At 57.5% G+C, this 15,859-nt stretch carries 22 protein-coding genes; 13 read left to right on the top strand and 9 right to left on the bottom strand.

Annotated elements, in window-relative coordinates; translation table 11 throughout:
- Positions 1-9: 9 nt before the first annotated feature.
- From flgG to ACR0L4_RS21770, 4 genes are read left to right on the top strand one after another with little or no spacing between them, the layout of a single operon-like run.
- Positions 10-795: a flagellar basal-body rod protein FlgG gene (gene flgG / locus ACR0L4_RS21785; protein ID WP_480515097.1), complete on the top strand. Its 786-nt coding sequence runs from the start codon at positions 10-12 to the stop codon at positions 793-795.
- The gene (gene flgA / locus ACR0L4_RS21780) at positions 795-1,211 is read left to right on the top strand and encodes a flagellar basal body P-ring formation chaperone FlgA (protein ID WP_480515095.1); all 417 of its coding nucleotides are present in this window, start codon (positions 795-797) and stop codon (positions 1,209-1,211) included. Before flgG ends, flgA begins: the two co-directional genes overlap by 1 nt.
- The gene (flgH, locus tag ACR0L4_RS21775) at positions 1,211-1,942 is read left to right on the top strand and encodes a flagellar basal body L-ring protein FlgH (protein WP_480515093.1); all 732 of its coding nucleotides are present in this window, start codon (positions 1,211-1,213) and stop codon (positions 1,940-1,942) included. The genes flgA and flgH overlap by 1 nt, the downstream gene beginning before the upstream one ends.
- Before the next feature lie 9 nt (positions 1,943-1,951).
- The gene (locus ACR0L4_RS21770; protein WP_480515091.1) at positions 1,952-2,467 is read left to right on the top strand and encodes a flagellar basal body-associated FliL family protein; all 516 of its coding nucleotides are present in this window, start codon (positions 1,952-1,954) and stop codon (positions 2,465-2,467) included.
- 20 nt (positions 2,468-2,487) lie between these two features.
- Here the strand turns inward: ACR0L4_RS21770 and ACR0L4_RS21765 are convergent, their stop codons facing one another.
- The 8 genes from ACR0L4_RS21765 to ACR0L4_RS21730 all read right to left on the bottom strand — a co-directional run bounded on the left by ACR0L4_RS21765 (position 2,488) and on the right by ACR0L4_RS21730 (position 9,546).
- Positions 2,488-2,874: a hypothetical protein gene (locus ACR0L4_RS21765; RefSeq protein WP_480515089.1), complete on the bottom strand. Its 387-nt coding sequence runs from the start codon at positions 2,872-2,874 to the stop codon at positions 2,488-2,490.
- Positions 2,871-3,959: a flagellar type III secretion system protein FlhB gene (gene flhB / locus ACR0L4_RS21760; RefSeq protein WP_480515087.1), complete on the bottom strand. Its 1,089-nt coding sequence runs from the start codon at positions 3,957-3,959 to the stop codon at positions 2,871-2,873. The genes ACR0L4_RS21765 and flhB overlap by 4 nt, the downstream gene beginning before the upstream one ends.
- Complete coding sequence (locus ACR0L4_RS21755; RefSeq protein ID WP_480515085.1) at positions 3,956-4,729, bottom strand: flagellar biosynthetic protein FliR; 774 nt, start codon at positions 4,727-4,729, stop codon at positions 3,956-3,958. Before ACR0L4_RS21755 ends, flhB begins: the two co-directional genes overlap by 4 nt.
- A complete protein-coding gene (gene flhA / locus ACR0L4_RS21750) occupies positions 4,726-6,753 on the bottom strand; it encodes a flagellar biosynthesis protein FlhA (RefSeq protein ID WP_480515137.1) in 2,028 nt (675 codons plus the stop codon). Before flhA ends, ACR0L4_RS21755 begins: the two co-directional genes overlap by 4 nt.
- 69 nt (positions 6,754-6,822) lie before the next feature.
- The gene (locus tag ACR0L4_RS21745; protein WP_480515083.1) at positions 6,823-7,521 is read right to left on the bottom strand and encodes a lytic transglycosylase domain-containing protein; all 699 of its coding nucleotides are present in this window, start codon (positions 7,519-7,521) and stop codon (positions 6,823-6,825) included.
- 73 nt (positions 7,522-7,594) lie between these two features.
- On the bottom strand, positions 7,595-8,023 hold the full coding sequence (locus ACR0L4_RS21740) for an Lrp/AsnC family transcriptional regulator (protein ID WP_170754514.1): 429 nt from the start codon (positions 8,021-8,023) through the stop codon (positions 7,595-7,597).
- Between the two features lie 50 nt (positions 8,024-8,073).
- Positions 8,074-9,288: an MFS transporter gene (locus ACR0L4_RS21735; protein WP_480515081.1), complete on the bottom strand. Its 1,215-nt coding sequence runs from the start codon at positions 9,286-9,288 to the stop codon at positions 8,074-8,076.
- 3 nt (positions 9,289-9,291) lie between these two features.
- Complete coding sequence (locus ACR0L4_RS21730; RefSeq protein ID WP_480515078.1) at positions 9,292-9,546, bottom strand: metal-sensing transcriptional repressor; 255 nt, start codon at positions 9,544-9,546, stop codon at positions 9,292-9,294.
- A gap of 133 nt (positions 9,547-9,679) precedes the next feature.
- Between ACR0L4_RS21730 and ACR0L4_RS21725 the strand changes: the two genes are divergently transcribed.
- The 7 genes from ACR0L4_RS21725 to ACR0L4_RS21695 all read left to right on the top strand — a co-directional run bounded on the left by ACR0L4_RS21725 (position 9,680) and on the right by ACR0L4_RS21695 (position 14,457).
- Positions 9,680-10,294, top strand: a complete 615-nt coding sequence (locus ACR0L4_RS21725) for a ribonuclease D (RefSeq protein ID WP_480515076.1) — start codon at positions 9,680-9,682, stop codon at positions 10,292-10,294.
- Positions 10,291-11,253, top strand: coding sequence for a KpsF/GutQ family sugar-phosphate isomerase (locus ACR0L4_RS21720; RefSeq protein ID WP_480515074.1), 963 nt, complete (start codon positions 10,291-10,293; stop codon positions 11,251-11,253). The genes ACR0L4_RS21725 and ACR0L4_RS21720 overlap by 4 nt, the downstream gene beginning before the upstream one ends.
- An 11-nt stretch (positions 11,254-11,264) precedes the next feature.
- Positions 11,265-11,864: an LptA/OstA family protein gene (locus ACR0L4_RS21715; RefSeq protein WP_170754525.1), complete on the top strand. Its 600-nt coding sequence runs from the start codon at positions 11,265-11,267 to the stop codon at positions 11,862-11,864.
- A gap of 33 nt (positions 11,865-11,897) precedes the next feature.
- Positions 11,898-12,359: an LptA/OstA family protein gene (locus tag ACR0L4_RS21710; protein ID WP_480515135.1), complete on the top strand. Its 462-nt coding sequence runs from the start codon at positions 11,898-11,900 to the stop codon at positions 12,357-12,359.
- A complete protein-coding gene (gene lptB, locus ACR0L4_RS21705) occupies positions 12,359-13,117 on the top strand; it encodes an LPS export ABC transporter ATP-binding protein (RefSeq protein ID WP_170754529.1) in 759 nt (252 codons plus the stop codon). The genes ACR0L4_RS21710 and lptB overlap by 1 nt, the downstream gene beginning before the upstream one ends.
- Positions 13,118-13,371: 254 nt before the next feature.
- Entirely contained in the window at positions 13,372-13,935 is a 564-nt protein-coding gene (gene hpf / locus ACR0L4_RS21700) for a ribosome hibernation-promoting factor, HPF/YfiA family (RefSeq protein WP_170754531.1), read from the top strand.
- 57 nt (positions 13,936-13,992) lie between these two features.
- Positions 13,993-14,457, top strand: coding sequence for a PTS sugar transporter subunit IIA (locus ACR0L4_RS21695; protein WP_170754533.1), 465 nt, complete (start codon positions 13,993-13,995; stop codon positions 14,455-14,457).
- A 62-nt stretch (positions 14,458-14,519) separates the two neighbouring features.
- Here the strand turns inward: ACR0L4_RS21695 and dalA are convergent, their stop codons facing one another.
- Positions 14,520-15,035 carry a divisome-associated lipoprotein DalA gene (gene dalA / locus ACR0L4_RS21690; protein WP_480515071.1) on the bottom strand — a complete coding sequence of 172 codons (516 nt, stop codon included), beginning with the start codon at positions 15,033-15,035 and terminating at the stop codon, positions 14,520-14,522.
- On the opposite strand from dalA, the gene ACR0L4_RS21685 reads away from it, so the two are divergent.
- The gene (locus tag ACR0L4_RS21685) at positions 15,034-15,159 is read left to right on the top strand and encodes a hypothetical protein (RefSeq protein ID WP_480515069.1); all 126 of its coding nucleotides are present in this window, start codon (positions 15,034-15,036) and stop codon (positions 15,157-15,159) included. The genes dalA and ACR0L4_RS21685 overlap by 2 nt on opposite strands.
- A gap of 45 nt (positions 15,160-15,204) precedes the next feature.
- Positions 15,205-15,804: a L,D-transpeptidase gene (locus ACR0L4_RS21680; protein WP_170754537.1), complete on the top strand. Its 600-nt coding sequence runs from the start codon at positions 15,205-15,207 to the stop codon at positions 15,802-15,804.
- The last annotated feature ends 55 nt before the right edge of the window (positions 15,805-15,859 follow it).

Below are 15,859 nucleotides of genomic sequence, written 5' to 3'. Positions count from 1 at the left end.
AGACTTCCCATGCGGGCTTTGAAAATCGCAGCCACGGGTATGACCGCACAACAGATGCGGGTCGAGACGATCTCGAACAACCTGGCGAATATGAACACCACCGGGTACAATGCGCGACGTGCCGAGTTTGCCGATCTGCACTATCAGCAAATGGCCCGTGCTGGGGCCGTCAATGCCTCGGATGGGACGGTATTGCCGACAGGTATTCAGCTGGGCCTTGGTGTCCGCCCGGCAGCCGTCACTGTGCAACTGGCTCAGGGTGCACCGTCTGAAACCGGCAACGATCTGGACATCGCCATCGAAGGGCGCGGTTACCTTGAGGTGACGCTGCCGAACGGTCAGGCTGCTTTTTCGCGAGACGGCAGTCTGAAACGTTCTGCTGAAGGTCTGATCGTGACCTCGGACGGATTTGCCGTGTCGCCGGAAATCACTATCCCGGACGACGCCCGTTCAATTTCAATCAACGCTTCGGGCGAGGTCTACGCCTATTTTGACGATGCGCCTGAAGGTCAGTTGCTGGGTGAATTCACTTTGGCCAGCTTTTCCAACGCCAAGGGCCTTGAAGCGATCGGCAGCAACCTGTTCCGCGAGACCGAGGCTTCGGGCGCGCCGGTTCTGGGTTTGCCGGGCGAAGATGGGTTGGGAACGTTGCGGCAGGGATACCTCGAAGACAGTTCGGTCGACGCGGTACGGGAAGTCACGGAACTCATCGAGGCGCAGCGGGGCTATGAAATGAATGCCAAGGTCATCACCGCTGTCGACCAGATGATGAGCGCGACAACGCAGGTGCGGTGATGCGTGTTTTGCTGTTTGGCCTGGTTCTGTCGATGCCGGTCGAAACTCTGGCTGATATCGTTGTGCCGACCCGGACGATCCGGGCGAAAGAAATCATTTCGCCCGCCGATCTGGAAACCGCGCCGCGCGATGTCCTTGGGGCCGTCGCTGATCCCGATGTTCTGATCGGGCAGGAGGCGCAGATTGCGCTTTACCCCGGTCGCCCAATTCGCCCGACCGATGTGGGTCCACCTGCGATTGTGGATCGCAACGACCTTGTTGTTTTGGTGTTCTACCGACAGCCGTTGTCGATCACAGCGGAAGGTCGCGCGCTTGGCCGGGGCGCGGTCGGAGACCGGGTTCGGGTGATGAATCTGTCCTCACGGACAACAGTGACGGGCCGTATTCGTCCCGATGGTCAAATTGAGGTAAACTGATGTCTGGATTGTCTAAAACCCTTTTTCTTTTGGCATTTGCCATTTCTGCCTGCGGGCGTCTGGATCATCTGGGCAAGCCACCCAGCTTCACACCAAACGACGACTCACCCGAGCAGGTGGCCATGTTGTGGCCAGGTTTGCCACTGCACACCCAGCCGCAACGAACAGTCGACAGATCTTCGCTTTGGAGCGGCGGACAGCATTCGTTGCTGGGCGATCAGAGGGCGATCAAGAAAGGGGATATTCTGACTGTGGTCATTGAACTGGACGAAGAGGCTGAGATTTCCAACAACACCAACAGGTCTCGTACCGGATCGGAAAACCTGGCAGTCCCGCACCTGTTTGGCTTACCGCAGAGGGCACAGGACAATCTGCCGGAAGGTGCGTCATTGGACGAAGCTGTGGGCATCGAATCGGAGGCATCCAGTTCCGGGCGCGGATCGGTTCGGCGCAACGAGAAACTTACCTTGCGCATTGCGGCCACGGTGATCGATGTCTTGCCCAACGGCGTGTTGTCGATTTCTGGGTCGCAGGAGTTACGCGTGAATTTTGAACTGCGTGAGTTGCTGGTGGCTGGATATGTGCGCCCACAAGATATCTCCCGCCAGAATGAAATCACCTATGACAAAATCGCGTCTGCGCGGGTGTCCTATGGGGGCCGTGGGCAAATCACGGATGTGCAACAGCCACGATATGGTCAGCAGATCCTAGATTCTGTTCTGCCATTCTGAGGTGTGCCAGTGATCAAAATCCTAGTCCCCGTGATCTGTCTGGCCGTCGGTTTGGGCGCTGGTATTGGTGCCGCAAAACTTCTGGCGCCAAAAAAAGTGACGGGAGAGACTTCGGACCTTGAAAAACCCACAAAGGCCGACACGTCACTCAAAGAGCAAAACAGCAAACCCAAAACAACGGGCAAAAAGGATGAAAATGGTGGGTTTGAATATCTGAAACTCACCAAGCAATTTGTGGTACCGATCGTCCAGGACGACGAAATCTCGGCGCTGGTCACGATGTCGTTGAGTTTGGAGGCTGACCCGACCATCACCGATGCGTTCTACGCCATCGAACCAAAGCTGCGGGACGGATTTCTACAGGTACTGTTTGATCATGCCAATGCCGGGGGATTTGACGGTGCGTTCACGCATTCCGACAACCTGAACACGTTGCGCAAGTCGCTTTTGGAAGTGGCCCGGAAGGATCTGGGCGACGACGTTTCGCAGGTCTTGATCATGAGTGTCAGCCGTCAGGACACGTAAGCTACGGCAGAAAACGGGCTTTACCGCGGTGCATTTTTTCGTGCCGCAGACCTGCGCTTTTGTATTTTTAGCGCGTCAGTCAGAGCTTCAACCGCTTGCTTGCGGCCAAAAGCCTGGCGCAGTTTGTCCAGTGCTGCGAGTTTCTGGGCGCGGTGCCGGGCCAGTTCCAAATTCAATTGGCTGCGGGTCGAGGCTTCCCATCCATTCCACAACACGTCGGTACCGGTCACCTGGTACCCGTCGGTTCGGGCACTGTACTGGCGTATTTGCGTCACCTGCGCGTCTAAACGAGTCAGCTGATGTTGAACGCGGGCTTCTGCTTCCAGGACAGGGCGCAATTTCTGGTATTCTTTCTGAAACATCGCGTCCGTGACCGTTTTCAGGGCCGGTAATTCGTTGCGTTTCATCCTACCTGTCCTTTCGCACGTTTTCGCATTGCCTCGGCAAAACGGATGGCCGCCGCAACCGGGCGATAGTGTTCCTCGGCAATCTCTTGTCCAATCTCAACCGTCGCATGCAACGCTCGTGCGGTGGGCGGGTCCGAATGGATCGGTACGCCTGACTCGCTGGCGGCCGAGCGAATTGCAGCGGCCACTTCATCGACGCCCTTGGCCACACAGACCGGAGCCGTCCCCACTGCCCTCGACCATTTCAGTGCGACAGCAAAGTGGGTCGGGTTGACGATCACGACATCGGCTTTGGGCACATCGGACATCATCTGGTTGGTCGCAATTTCCTGAGCACGCTGGCGGCGTTGTTGTTTCACGTAAGGATCGCCTTCGGCATCCTTGGTCTCATCCTGGATTTCCTTGCGCGACATCCGGTTCTTTCGCATGTGTTCGGCATGTTGCCACACATAGTCCACGACTCCGATTGCAAGGGCGATCGCGATCACGATGAACAGAAAGCGAAACAACAGGTTCATCATCAACAGAATCGAACCGTGGGATGGTGCCGCACTGGCCGAAACGATCTCGGCCAGGTTGGCTTTGAGAAACAACGCAAGGCAGGTGCCGTAGATGGCCAGTTTTACAAAGCTCTTGGCGAATTCGAACAGACCGCCGCGCCCGAATTTGTTCTTTGCGTTAGACAAAAGCGAGATCCGGGACAACTTTGGTTTCAGTTTGCTGGGGGCAAAGATCAAGGCACGCTGGGCAATCAAGCTAAGCACGACAGCCGCCGCCGGCAGCGCAAAAAGCACGGCAACCGGCAACAATGCCCCCTTGAGCATCCCACCGACCGGCGCGGATGCCGGACCGGTCGCGACGAGATGGGCGATATCATCCGATTGATCGATCAGGACCACAAAAAGGGCGCCCATTTGATCTACAGTAAGTTTTCCGACGGTCAGCAGGGCAATCAGTAATCCAGTATATGCGGCAACGGCAGAAAGGTCGTTGGATTTTGCGACCTCGCCTTTTTCCCGAGCTTTCTGCAGTTTTTGCGGCGTGGGATCGAATGGCTTGTCGCTGTCATCGTCCGCTGCGCTCATGGAATTGGCCCCAGTGGATTGAGGGTGAATGTAAATAGCGCGTCCGCCCAAACCGACAGGATCAGCGGGGCTCCGGCAAACAGCAGAAACAGACCGGCGAAGGTGATTGCGGGTGCGCCGACAAAGGCGACCATCAGTTGGGGCATGGCACGGTTGATCACGCCAAGAGCCAGATTGTAGATCAAAGATGCGATGACGAATGGTGTGGCGAGCGCGAAGGCGAGCCTGAAGCTTTGGGCAATTTGTCGAACGCCCCATTGGGACAAATCCGCCGCAGACGGTGCCAGTCCCATGGGAAACATCGTATAGCTGTGGATCAAAAACTGCGCGGCGCGGATATGGAGCCCCATGAGTGCTGCCAACGCCAACCCGGCCAGTGTAAGAAACATCCCAAGGGCCGGTACAGGGTCTGCCGCTGCCCCACCCAAAAGCTGGGACAATGATGTCGACTGTGCTGCGATGGACCCTGCCGTTTGCATGGCCAGAACAAATAGACGCAGTCCCATTCCAAGCGCGATGCCGATCAGAACCTCGGTGCCGACCAACCGGACCATCGGCAGAAATCCGGGGGCCATACCTGGTGGTGCCACGGCGGGGAACACGACCAGCGTGAATGCCACAGCGATCCCAAGCTTTACGCGTACCGGTATGCTGCGCTCACCAAAGACGGGCAGCAGTGAAACCAGTGCCGAGACCCTTAAGAACACGACAAACATATGCCACAGCCCCGCACCGAGCTGCGCCGACAGATCGGATGGCAGGGCGATCATGCCGGCACCGTTCCGACCAGGGCAGGGCGCGCTTCAAGCCCGATTTCTTCGAAGGACAGGACCGGGTTCGAGATGCCGCGCGCCTGCATGATGGTGCGCAACAATCGGCGGCGACGGGTCGATGTGACAACAGCTGGAAACAGGCCGTGATCGGCAGATTGTGCAACGCTGTCCACGACGCCATCGGCCAGTTTGTTGAACAGGTTCGGGGGCAAGGCCACATCCAACCCGGCCGTAGGGGCATCGATCTGATAGGTTGCAAAGGTGTCTTCCCATTCCGGTGCGAGCTGGATCAGCGGGATCGAACCATCCTCGCGTTTCATTTCAGAGACCAGTTGGAAACCCAACCGCTGTCGGACAAGCTCGCAGATGCCTTCGGGTTGTGTGGTGGTCAGGCGCGCCTCGGCAACGCTTTCAAGGATCAGGGCCATGTTGCGGATCGAGACCCGTTCATTCAACAAGAGCCGCAGGACGGCGTGAAGTGTATCGATGGGGACTTTGTCCGGGATCAATTCGTCCAGCAGTTTGCGATTTGCCTCGGCTCGGACCGGGTCGCTGAGACGGGTCATCTCCGACAACAGACGACGCAGGGATTTCAGCGTCAACAGGCGTGAGAAGTTCTGTTTTATGATTTCGAGCAAATGGGTTGCCAGGATTTCAGGAGGCGAGACGATCGTTGCGCCGCTCAGCGCTGCGTCTTCCTGATCCTTGGGCAAAATCCAGCGGGCTGGGGCCCCATAGACCGGTTCGGTCACGTCATTGCCATCAGGCAGGCGGTCCTGCCCTTCCTGAACAAGTGCCAGCACCAGATCGGGGTTCAGCACTCCGCGGGCCTGTTCTACGCCTTGTACCTTGATCACATATGTCCCGGTGGGAAGGTCGGCGCGGTCGGTCAGGCGGATTTCAGGCAGGATGAGGCCAATTGTCGACGCCACATAGGTTCGCATATTCGCGATGCGGGCATCCAGCCCGGTTCCGGGGTTGAGGACCATGCTGACAAGATCCGGGGCAAATTCCAGATGAACGTCGTCCAGATCCAGAATGTCGCCGATGGCTTGTGAAACAGGAGCTTCGGTTTCCGTCGCGGGCATCTGAGCCGCAAGCGCATCGGTTCTTTGTTTTCGATAGACCGCGAAGGCCGCGTATCCCAGGACCGCTGCGCCAAGAATGAAGGGCAGAAATGGCAGACCGGGCACAAGCGCAAACAGAACCATCAGCACGGCCACCGTACCAAGTGCAGCCGGGTGTCGGCCAAGCTGCGAGAAGATTGCGTTGTCCGTTGCACCTTGTGTTCCTCCGCGTGCCAGCAAGAGGGCCGACGCGATAGAGATAATCACGGCCGGAATCTGCGAGACCAAACCGTCGCCAACAGTTAGAATGGCATATGTCTCGAACGCCGATGTCACCGGCATGCCGTGCACGATCACACCCATGACCAGGCCCATGACAAGGTTCAGCAAGGTGATCAGCAGCCCCGCAATGGCATCGCCCTTCACAAACTTTGAAGCCCCGTCAAGCGAGCCGAAGAAAGTGGTCTCTTGCTGTTCACGCTCGCGCCGTTCCTTGGCCTGCTGATGGTCGATGGCCCCGGCGGACATGTCGCTGTCGATAGCCAACTGCTTGCCTGGCATTCCGTCCAGTGCAAACCGCGCGCCGACCTCGGCCATGCGCGCGGCACCTTTCGTGATCACCATGAAGTTCACGATCAGCAGCACGCAGAACACGACCAGGCCCAGAAAGATGCTGCCCCCCATCACGAAGTTGGCGAATCCTTCGATCACGTTTCCTGCCGCACTTGGCCCGGTATGGCCCTGACCGATGATCAGTTTTGTCGAAGATACGTTCAGCGACAGTCTCAGCATCAGCGAAGCCAGCAGGATTGTCGGAAAGGAAGAAAAATCCAATGGGCGTTCGATGAACAAGGTCAGTGTGAAAATCAGAATGGCCAGAGCAAAAGAGGCGGCCAGCCCCACATCCAGCACCCAGGCCGGCATCGGCAGGATCATCATCACGATGACGGTCATCAGTGCCAGCGCCAGCAGCACTGTGGGCGAGAACAGGGATCGGGCGTTGATACTGGGCACGTTGAGCTCCTAGTTGAACGCGATGAAGGCAGTGGCGGAACCGTCGACCGGAACCAGTGACCCCAGAGCACCGCGATGCGGTTCAGATGTCTGCAGCGGGATCAGTGGGGCTGCGGCACCTGTGAAAGGGTCTCGGAAGGCGACGGTTGTTTGCGGGCTTTGGGAGCCGTCCAGTTGCGCCAGAACGGTTTGAAACCGATTGCGATACTTGTCAGCCAATGATGGTGTGCGTGAATGATAGGCCCCGGCGGCGGCAGGCCAGGACCCAAGCTCGGCATATAGTTCCTTGAGAAAGCGCGCGGCGTATGCGGCGTTTTCCTGTGGGTCAAACATCGCGTCGATCGAGCGGAACGCCTTTCCGTGCCAGCGATAGTTGATCTGAAAGCAACCGATATCGAAACTGCGCTTGCCCGCTTTGAAAATCTGGAAAACGTAGGTCTTTGCTTCAACCTCGGATTTGAACCAATAGCCTTGCCCTTCGACATTTATGGTCCATGGCCACGGTTCCAGTCGACCATCCAGCGCGCGCCCTGTTTCCACACGAGAGATCGCGCGCAAGATATCCAATGGCACCTCTTCAGACCGTGAAGCCATTCTTGCAGCTTGATCGCATACATCGCCGGTTCGGGCGTCGGGCATCGCCAACCCCGCCTGCGTTGTCAGCGCAAGTGTGAACAAAAGGAAAATCGGGGCGATACGATAGGGCATTCTGCCGGTCCGGGATTGTGGTCAATCCGGGCCAAGCTATCCAATCATCAGTTTACAGAGGGTTATCGCCGCTTCACTTTCGGTCGATCCGCCGACCGAACACGACGCTGGTGTTTGTGCGCAGCACGCCGGGGATTTTGGCAAGATCGTCAACCAGAACATCCAAATCCTCGATTCGAGGCGCCTCGGCCGAGAGTAGAAGGTCGAACTCGCCATTGATCGATAGGCAGCGTTTGACCTCGGGATAGGTCTCGAGCCTTTTGATGATGCGGGTGGTTTCCTTCTGCTGAACCTCAAGAAGCACAACGACCTGAACGCGGGGCGTGTCCTCGGGCGCGCGCAGTAGAACGGAATACCCCGCGATCACGCCACGGTCTTCCATGCGTTTGATACGTTCGTGGACCGTGGTGCGGGCCACGCCCAGCTTGGCCGCAATATTTGTGGTCGAGTCACGGGCATTGTGTTGCAAGGCGGCGATGATACGGCGGTCGAGCTGATCCATGAGGTCTCCGGCTGGGGTCACATTGGTGTAGATCAGAAGCGAGCGAAGGCTCAAGACTTCTGCGCAGCCGGGACCGTGTCGGATCGAGGCCAGATAGCGAGGGCGACCGCAATTCCCAAAACCGCCGCACTGGTCATTGCTGTCAGGACAACGGTTGCTCCGAAACGGGTCATCAGCCAACCGGCCAGTGGATACAGTACCAGCCAACAGGCATGTGACAACGTGAACTGGGCGGCGAACACCGCAGGCCGATCCTCGGGCTTGGCCGACCGGGTCAACAAGCGGCCTGAGGGGGTCAGGGTCATCGAGTAGCCAAACCCGATACAAGCCCAAAACGCGGTAACAAGCGCCAGGGACAGCGTACCCGACATGAATGCAGCGCAGGCCATCCCCAGAGTGCCGATAGATGCCCCGGTCAGCATGACCCGACGATCTTGGAACCGGTCCAGAAGTGGCGGCAGAACAAAGGCTGCAACCATCGACCCGCCCCCGAATCCGGCCAACGCGATGGCAACGGCGCTTTCGGACAGACCCAGATCAGCGCGCACGATCACCACCGTATTGACGATCACCATCGAGCTTAGCGCGGCAGCGGACCACGTGAGCGCCAGCAAGCCGCGCAGACGTGTCGTCGACAGATAGAGGCGGATGCCGCGCGTTGTCCGGTCGTATATCCCGCGTCGTTCCGTCGGTTTGGGAGACGGCAACACAACCGACACAACCAGAAGCGCCGAAGCGACAAAGCCCGCGCCCGTTCCCCAGAACAGCGTATCAAAGCTGACAACGAGCAACAGTGCAGCGGCCAGCATCGGGCTGAGCAGGCTTTCCAGATCATAGGCAAGCCGGGACAGGGATAGCGCGCGCGTATAGTCATGCTCGTCCGTCAGCACATCTGGGATCGTGGCCTGAAACGCAGGGGTGAATCCGGCCGAGGCGGACTGCAGCGCGAAGATCAGCACATAGACCTGCCAAACCTCGGACACAAAGGGCAGGCATAGGGCAACAACCGCCCGGACAAGATCCAGCGCCACAAGCATCTTGCGCCGGTCGAGCTGTTCAGCAAAAGCCGCCGCAAGCGGCGCGATGCCGACATAGGCCACCATCTTGATGGTCAGAGCGGTGCCCAGAACCATCCCCGCTGCGTTCCCGGCGAGATCATAGGCTAGAAGCCCCAGAGCAATCGTCGCCAGCCCGGTTCCCGTCAGCGCCACCACCTGTGCCGCCAGAAGGTGGCGATAGGTGTGGTTTTGCAGAACGCTCAGCATGCCTCAGAGGAATTTCGTTATGGTTTTGAAATCATCGACCGCTGATCCGTCCTCTGAGGACAGGCAATGGTCGATATGATCGTGGATCAGAACCCGCTTGGCGTTCGTGATTGCCTTTTCGACAGCAAAAAGTTGCTGGGCAATATCGGAACAAGGCGCTTGATCTTCGAGCATGGCGATGACTTTTGCCAGATGCCCGTGGGCACGTTTCAAACGCGCCGTGATCTGGGGATGTGATTCATGTGTGTGATTGGTCATCTGGCAACCCTATCCCCCCCTTGAGGATATGATCAAGTTCGAATGGTGCTCGATTGCCACATCAAGGGGACGACGTTGAGTTTGCCGGGCAAACCGCCTATCTCGGGGTCGAGACCGCACAAAGGACATTTCCGTGGCGAACCACCTTTACAAGAACGACCTTCCCGATGGGCTGGATATGGGGCCGATCGTGGCGATTGACTGCGAAACTATGGGATTGAATCCGCACCGGGATCGCTTGTGCGTGATCCAGATGTCGGGCGGGGACGGCAATACACACATTGTTCAGGTCAAAAAGGGGCAGACAGAGGCCCCGAACCTGCGCGCAATGCTGGAAGACCCGAATGTGCTGAAACTGTTCCATTTTGGCCGGTTCGACATCGCCGCGATGTATCATACGTTTGGCGCATTGGCCGCGCCCGTCTATTGCACCAAGATTGCCAGCCGTCTTGTTCGAACCTACACAGATCGTCACGGGTTGAAAAACCTGTGCCAGGAATTGATCGGCGTCGATATCTCGAAGCAACAGCAGATGAGCGACTGGGGTGCCGAAACCCTTACTGACGCTCAGTTGGACTACGCGGCCTCGGACGTGTTGTATTTGCATCGCCTGCGCGACGAATTGGACAAGCGCCTGGCCCGCGAGGGCCGCGCCGAGATGGCACAGGCCTGTTTTGATTTCCTGCCGATGCGTGCGAAACTGGACCTTGCAGGCTGGCCCGAAACGGATATTTTTGCGCACTCATGACCGATAGTGAAACCTTCCTGAAAACGGCCCGAAAGGTCGTTACCGATGAAGCCCGCGCGCTGGATGTGCTGTCCGACAGTCTGGACGAGAATTTCTCGGAGGCGATGCAGATGATCCTGCAAGCCACCGGGCGCATTATTGTCAGCGGCATCGGTAAATCGGGCCATATCGGCCACAAGATCGCGGCCACATTGGCCAGCACGGGCACGCCCGCCTATTTCGTGCACCCGGCCGAGGCCAGCCACGGCGACCTGGGCATGGTGTCCAAAGGCGACGTTGTTCTGGCAATCTCGAATTCAGGCGAAGCCCCCGAGTTGGCCAATCTGCTGGCTTTCACGCGCCGCTTCGGCATTCCGCTGATCGGACTGTCCAGCAAGCCGGAAAGCACATTGATGAAGCAAGCGGATGTGCATTTGCTGATCCCGTCCCTGGGCGAGGCTTGTGGCTTTGGAATGGTCCCGTCAATTTCGACCACGCTGACTCTGGCGATGGGCGACGCGCTTGCAATTGCGCTGATGAAACACCGTGACTTTCAGCCTGAGGATTTCCGCGCGTACCACCCCGGAGGCAAGTTGGGCGCACAGCTGTCGACCGCGCAGGATCTGATGCATGCCGACCTGCCCATTGTGCCTGCTGGCACGTCGATGAGCGAGGCGCTTTTAGTTATGAGCCAGAAGAGCTTTGGTGTTGTTGGCGTAACAGATGACACTGGCCGCCTGTTGGGAATCGTCACCGACGGCGACTTGCGGCGCAACATGGAAGGATTGCTGAGCAAAACAACGGATCAGGTCATGACCCGTAATCCGTTGACCATTGCACCCAATGCGATGGCGGAAGAGGCTGTCGGCATCATGAATGATCGCAAGATCACCTCGCTTTTCGTTGTTGACCCGGATGGGAACGGACAGGCGCTGGGCCTGCTCCATATCCATGACTGCCTGCGCGTCGGTTTAGGCTGAGGAGTGTTTTGGTGGACCGTTATTCCCGCATGGTTCAGTTCCTCAAGGTGCTGTTGCCGTTGACGGCCATTGTTCTGCTGTCCACCGTCTTTTTGCTGTCCCGCAGTATTGAAACCGATGTCTCGGTGCCCTTCACGCAAAAGGATATCGATGAGCGGCTGGCCGGGCAGGTGATCACGCAACCCAATTACCGCGGCACGACCACAAAGGGCGAAGATATCCAGATCGAGGCATCTCAGATCACGCAGGGCGCGCAGGGCGATGGCCCCGCAGCATCCGAGTTTCGAGGCCGTTTCGGGATGCTGAACGGTGGAGTGATCACATTGGATTCCAACTCGGGACTGATCCGGCCCGACAAAGGGACGGCGACGTTTGTCGGCGACGTCTTGATCACCACGACGGATGGTATTCAGGTCACGACTGATCTGCTGAACACCTCGCTGGATGAAATCCGTGGGGATACCCCGGGACAGGTCAATGGTACCGGGGTCATCGGTGACTTTTCTGCAGGGCGCATGAGCTTTGGCACGGGAAAAAAGGACGGGCCGGTCCATATTCTTTTTACAGATGGTGTGAAGCTGGTATATGAGCCAGCAAAAGCAGAAAGATAACCTGTGTTCGATTTTCGATTTATTCCCGTTTGCATGGTTTTGTTGACCAGCCCTGTTTCTGCCGTCGCGCAGCAAGCGCAGGTTGCCTTCGGGTCGGTCAAGGCCGATCCCAGTCTGCCGGTCGAAGTGACGTCGGATTCGTTGAACGTGAATCAGGAAGACGGATCAGCAGAGTTTGTTGGCAATGTGATCGTCATTCAGGGCGAAATGCGCCTGTCAGCGGGCCGGGTGCTGGTGATTTACAACCAGGACCGCTCGGGTATTGAACGCATGGAAGCGACCGAGAACGTGGTTCTGGTCAGCCCGCCGGATGCGGCCGAAGGCGATCGGGCCGAATACACCATCGATACCGGTGTCATCGTCATGAAAGGCAACGTATTGCTGAGTCAGGGTCCCAGCACGATCAGCAGCGACCAGATGGTCGCGAACCTGACCTCTGGAACGGCGACCATGACAGGGCGGGTCAAGACCATTCTACAACAGGGCAACAACTGATGGCGCGTCCCTCTTTGTCAGTCGCAGAGGGCAGCGTTGGCCTGCGGATTGAAAAACTGCGGAAATCCTACCGGAAGAAAACGGTCATCCGCGATGTCTCGATGACGCTTGATCGGTCTGAAGTTGTGGCGCTGTTGGGGCCAAACGGGTCTGGCAAGACAACAACCTTTTATTCGGTTGCGGGTCTGGTTTTTCCGGAAGCTGGTAAGGTCACAATTGATGGGCGGAACGTTACGACCCTGCCCATGTACCGTCGCGCCCGGCTTGGGATCGGGTACTTACCGCAGGAAATGTCAATCTTCCGCGGTATGAGCGTCGAGGACAACATCGCTTCGGTCCTGGATATCACCGTAAATCACGCTCACCGCCGCAAAGAACGGCTGGAAGAGCTGTTGTCCGATTTCTCGATCGAGCATTTGCGCCGCGCTCCTGCGCTGGCCTTGTCGGGTGGCGAACGGCGGAGGGTCGAGATTGCGCGCTGTCTGGCGGCTGATCCGAAATATCTGCTGCTGGATGAACCGTTTGCAGGTGTCGACCCAATCAGCGTGGGTGATATCCGTCACTTGGTGGCGGATTTGAAGAAACGCGGGATCGGGGTGCTGATCACCGACCACAACGTCCGCGAAACGCTTGAGATTGTGGATCGCGCCTATATTCTGCACGACGGTCAGGTTCTGATGTCGGGTACGCCGGACGAGGTTGTGGAAAACGAAAACGTGCGCCGTGTGTATCTGGGCGAAAACTTCCGGATTTCATAGCCTTGCGACAATTTGCGCTCGTTAGATGGGCGGAAATCGCGTATATACACGCCTGTTTCGATTGACTCTTCCGCCGCCTCTTGGCTCAATTGGGTCATGGCATTTATTCGGTTCCAGACTGGATCTCGATGTCCCTTCCTTGAAGGGCCAAGGCGGCGGCAACCGATCAGAATGTCGATATCCCCCACCCGATAAAAACAAGTGCGTCGCGTGACGTGACGTCAGAAATGGGTGTGAATTGTGAAGGAGATCACATGCGTTACCAAATCAGCGGAAAACAGATCGATATCGGCGCGGCTCTGCAGACCCATGTGCAGACCGAACTGGGCGAGGTTGTGGGAAAATATGCCCAGCGCCCGACAGATGCCAATGTCGTCTTTTCCCGTTCAGCGCATGAATATGTATGCGAAACGACAGTACATTTGTCGACAGGGCTGACGGCGCAGGCCAAAGCCCACGCCACCGAAATCTACGCGGCGTTTGAAGGATGCTGCGACAAGATGGAAACGCAGCTGCGCCGCTACAAGCGTCGTCTGAAGGACCATCACAAGGATCGTGCTGAACCAGTTGAACTCTTTGGGGCGTCCTCTTATATCCTCGCCTCTGACGAATCGGAGACGGCAGTTGAACCCGAATCGCTGCAGCCTATGATTGTGGCTGAGATGGAAACAAAGATCCCATCGCTCAGCGTCGGTGAAGCCGTTATGCAAATGGAACTAGCCGGCGCTCCGGTGCTGGTGTTCCGGAATGAAAACAAGGATGGGTTGAATGTCGTATATCGTCGGGATGACGGTAACATCGGCTGGATCGATCCTTAACAGGCAAGATTGAAAGGCAGGCCCTGGCATAGGCCCGGGCCGCTATGGAGCATGAATATGGAGCTTTCGAGCATTCTGAAGCCCGAAGCAGTACGTGTATTATCTGCCGCTTCCAGCAAGAAGCGACTGTTTCAGGAAATTGGTGATGTTGCAGCGGGCACTTTGGGTTTGGACGCCCAGACCGTTGTCGATTGCCTGTTGGAGCGGGAAAGCCTGGGGCCGACCGGCGTTGGCCATGGGGTGGCCCTGCCGCATGCGCGACTGACTGATCTGGACGCGGTCGCGGGCGTATTTGTCATGCTGGAGAAACCTATCGATTTCGGCTCGGTGGACCGCCAACCGGTGGACATCGCCTTTGCGCTTTTTGCACCCGAAGAAGCGGGTGTGGATCACCTGAAAGCTCTGGCGCTGGTGTCGCGGACACTGCGCGACAGCTCGGTTTGTGCCAAGCTGCGGGCGAATCCGGACCCGGTCAAACTCTATGCGATTTTGACCGAGGCACAGTCGATGCAAGCGGCCTAACGATATGAAAACAAAAAAGCCCCCGGATGTCGGGGGCTTTTTTTGATCCTGCACCGGTGTGATTAGCCGCCGGTTCCCATTTCCAGCGTCCACCAGATTTTGCCGCCGTTCTCCTGATGCCAGGCAAAGCCCATCTGGGTAGCCTTCGGGTCCATGATCACCGAGCGGGGGCCCGGTTCCTGCATCCAGGCGGCGAGGGTTTCCGTCTCGGTCTCATAGGTTTCCGAGATCGCCTCACCCAGGAATGTGCCAAAATATCCGACGCGGGCTGCGCGGTCGATGGGCGAGGACCCGTCCGACCCGAAATGCCAGGGGCGGTTTTGCCGCGCCATGTCTTTGGAATGGGTCGCGGCCGCTGCATTGAGTTGGGCATTCAGTTGAACCGCCTGCAACCCTTGTGCCTGTCGCAGAGCGTTCACCGAATCGAGCATACGGAACTGCAGTTTTTCGGGGTTGCCACGGATTTTGTAAACCGAAGGCAGCGGGCGCCCGTCCGTGCCCAGAGCGGTGGGTGTCGTGTCGGTACATGCCGCCAAGGCGACAAGGCAAATCAACAGAAAAGAAAAGATACGCGTCATGATCGACCTGATTATTGTGTCGTTACCGGGCATAGCGCGCCAGACCGTGCGGGGCAAACGCACAATGGCCACAGCCTGCGTGTTTCTGCCGGTTTGGTTTGCGACTGAAGCATTCTGGCAATAAAATGGACCAGATTTTCCATTTCGCCTTAGCAAAGGACCGATTGTCATGGTCAAGAAACACATTCGCTGTTCAACGCGCCGGAGATTTCTGGCTGGCGCATCCGCTGCGTTGGCCTCTCCCGCAATTGCCCAGTACATTCCGGGCGACCCGCTGCGCCCGGCTCCGGAACCTGAAGCGCCTGTGCGACGCAATGTTTCAGGCTTCAGGGCTTTGGATTGGCAGCCGTATTTTTCGAATACGCGCAACGGGGCCATATTGGTCGATACCACGTCACGTGCGCTGCATTATTGGTCAGATGATCAATCCGTGTACAAACTGTACCCTTCTTCGGTCCCTCTGACCGAGGACATGACCCGCCGTGGCCGTACAAGCGTCATTCGCAAAGTCGAAGGGCCAAGCTGGTCTCCGACGCCATCAATGAAAAAGCGAAACCCCGAATGGCCGGATTACATTCCGCCTGGTCCGGATAACCCATTGGGAACGCACGCTTTGTACTTGAGTTGGAAGTATTATCGTATTCACGGCACCCACGATACGCGCAAAATCGGGCGCAGGTCGTCGAATGGCTGCATCGGCCTGTTCAACGATGATATTGCCGAGCTGTTTTCCATGACGAAGGTCGGCACGCAAGTGTTGCTAATTTGACGACATTTTCGCGCACGAAGCCGCTTAATCCGCAAGTTGCAATTGCAATCCCGCC

This window comes from Ruegeria sp. AB5, from assembly GCF_056542645.1.
Note: the sequence above shows the minus strand (reverse complement) of the source record. Positions and strands in the feature narration are given on the sequence as shown.

What these genes read in the sequence shown, in the direction of transcription:
- flgG (WP_480515097.1), top strand. Translation starts at nt 10, where the DNA reads ATGCGGGCTTTGAAAATCGCAGCCACGGGTATGACCGCACAACAGATG.
- flgA (WP_480515095.1), top strand. Translation starts at nt 795, where the DNA reads ATGCGTGTTTTGCTGTTTGGCCTGGTTCTGTCGATGCCGGTCGAAACT.
- flgH (WP_480515093.1), top strand. Translation starts at nt 1,211, where the DNA reads ATGTCTGGATTGTCTAAAACCCTTTTTCTTTTGGCATTTGCCATTTCT.
- ACR0L4_RS21765 (WP_480515089.1), bottom strand. Translation starts at nt 2,874, where the DNA reads ATGAAACGCAACGAATTACCGGCCCTGAAAACGGTCACGGACGCGATG.
- flhB (WP_480515087.1), bottom strand. Translation starts at nt 3,959, where the DNA reads ATGAGCGCAGCGGACGATGACAGCGACAAGCCATTCGATCCCACGCCG.
- ACR0L4_RS21755 (WP_480515085.1), bottom strand. Translation starts at nt 4,729, where the DNA reads ATGATCGCCCTGCCATCCGATCTGTCGGCGCAGCTCGGTGCGGGGCTG.
- flhA (WP_480515137.1), bottom strand. Translation starts at nt 6,753, where the DNA reads ATGACCGTCATCGTGATGATGATCCTGCCGATGCCGGCCTGGGTGCTG.
- ACR0L4_RS21745 (WP_480515083.1), bottom strand. Translation starts at nt 7,521, where the DNA reads ATGCCCTATCGTATCGCCCCGATTTTCCTTTTGTTCACACTTGCGCTG.
- ACR0L4_RS21740 (WP_170754514.1), bottom strand. Translation starts at nt 8,023, where the DNA reads ATGGATCAGCTCGACCGCCGTATCATCGCCGCCTTGCAACACAATGCC.
- ACR0L4_RS21735 (WP_480515081.1), bottom strand. Translation starts at nt 9,288, where the DNA reads ATGCTGAGCGTTCTGCAAAACCACACCTATCGCCACCTTCTGGCGGCA.
- ACR0L4_RS21730 (WP_480515078.1), bottom strand. Translation starts at nt 9,546, where the DNA reads ATGACCAATCACACACATGAATCACATCCCCAGATCACGGCGCGTTTG.
- ACR0L4_RS21720 (WP_480515074.1), top strand. Translation starts at nt 10,291, where the DNA reads ATGACCGATAGTGAAACCTTCCTGAAAACGGCCCGAAAGGTCGTTACC.
- ACR0L4_RS21710 (WP_480515135.1), top strand. Translation starts at nt 11,898, where the DNA reads ATGGTTTTGTTGACCAGCCCTGTTTCTGCCGTCGCGCAGCAAGCGCAG.
- lptB (WP_170754529.1), top strand. Translation starts at nt 12,359, where the DNA reads ATGGCGCGTCCCTCTTTGTCAGTCGCAGAGGGCAGCGTTGGCCTGCGG.
- hpf (WP_170754531.1), top strand. Translation starts at nt 13,372, where the DNA reads ATGCGTTACCAAATCAGCGGAAAACAGATCGATATCGGCGCGGCTCTG.
- ACR0L4_RS21695 (WP_170754533.1), top strand. Translation starts at nt 13,993, where the DNA reads ATGGAGCTTTCGAGCATTCTGAAGCCCGAAGCAGTACGTGTATTATCT.
- ACR0L4_RS21685 (WP_480515069.1), top strand. Translation starts at nt 15,034, where the DNA reads ATGATCGACCTGATTATTGTGTCGTTACCGGGCATAGCGCGCCAGACC.
- dalA (WP_480515071.1), bottom strand. Translation starts at nt 15,035, where the DNA reads ATGACGCGTATCTTTTCTTTTCTGTTGATTTGCCTTGTCGCCTTGGCG.
- ACR0L4_RS21680 (WP_170754537.1), top strand. Translation starts at nt 15,205, where the DNA reads ATGGTCAAGAAACACATTCGCTGTTCAACGCGCCGGAGATTTCTGGCT.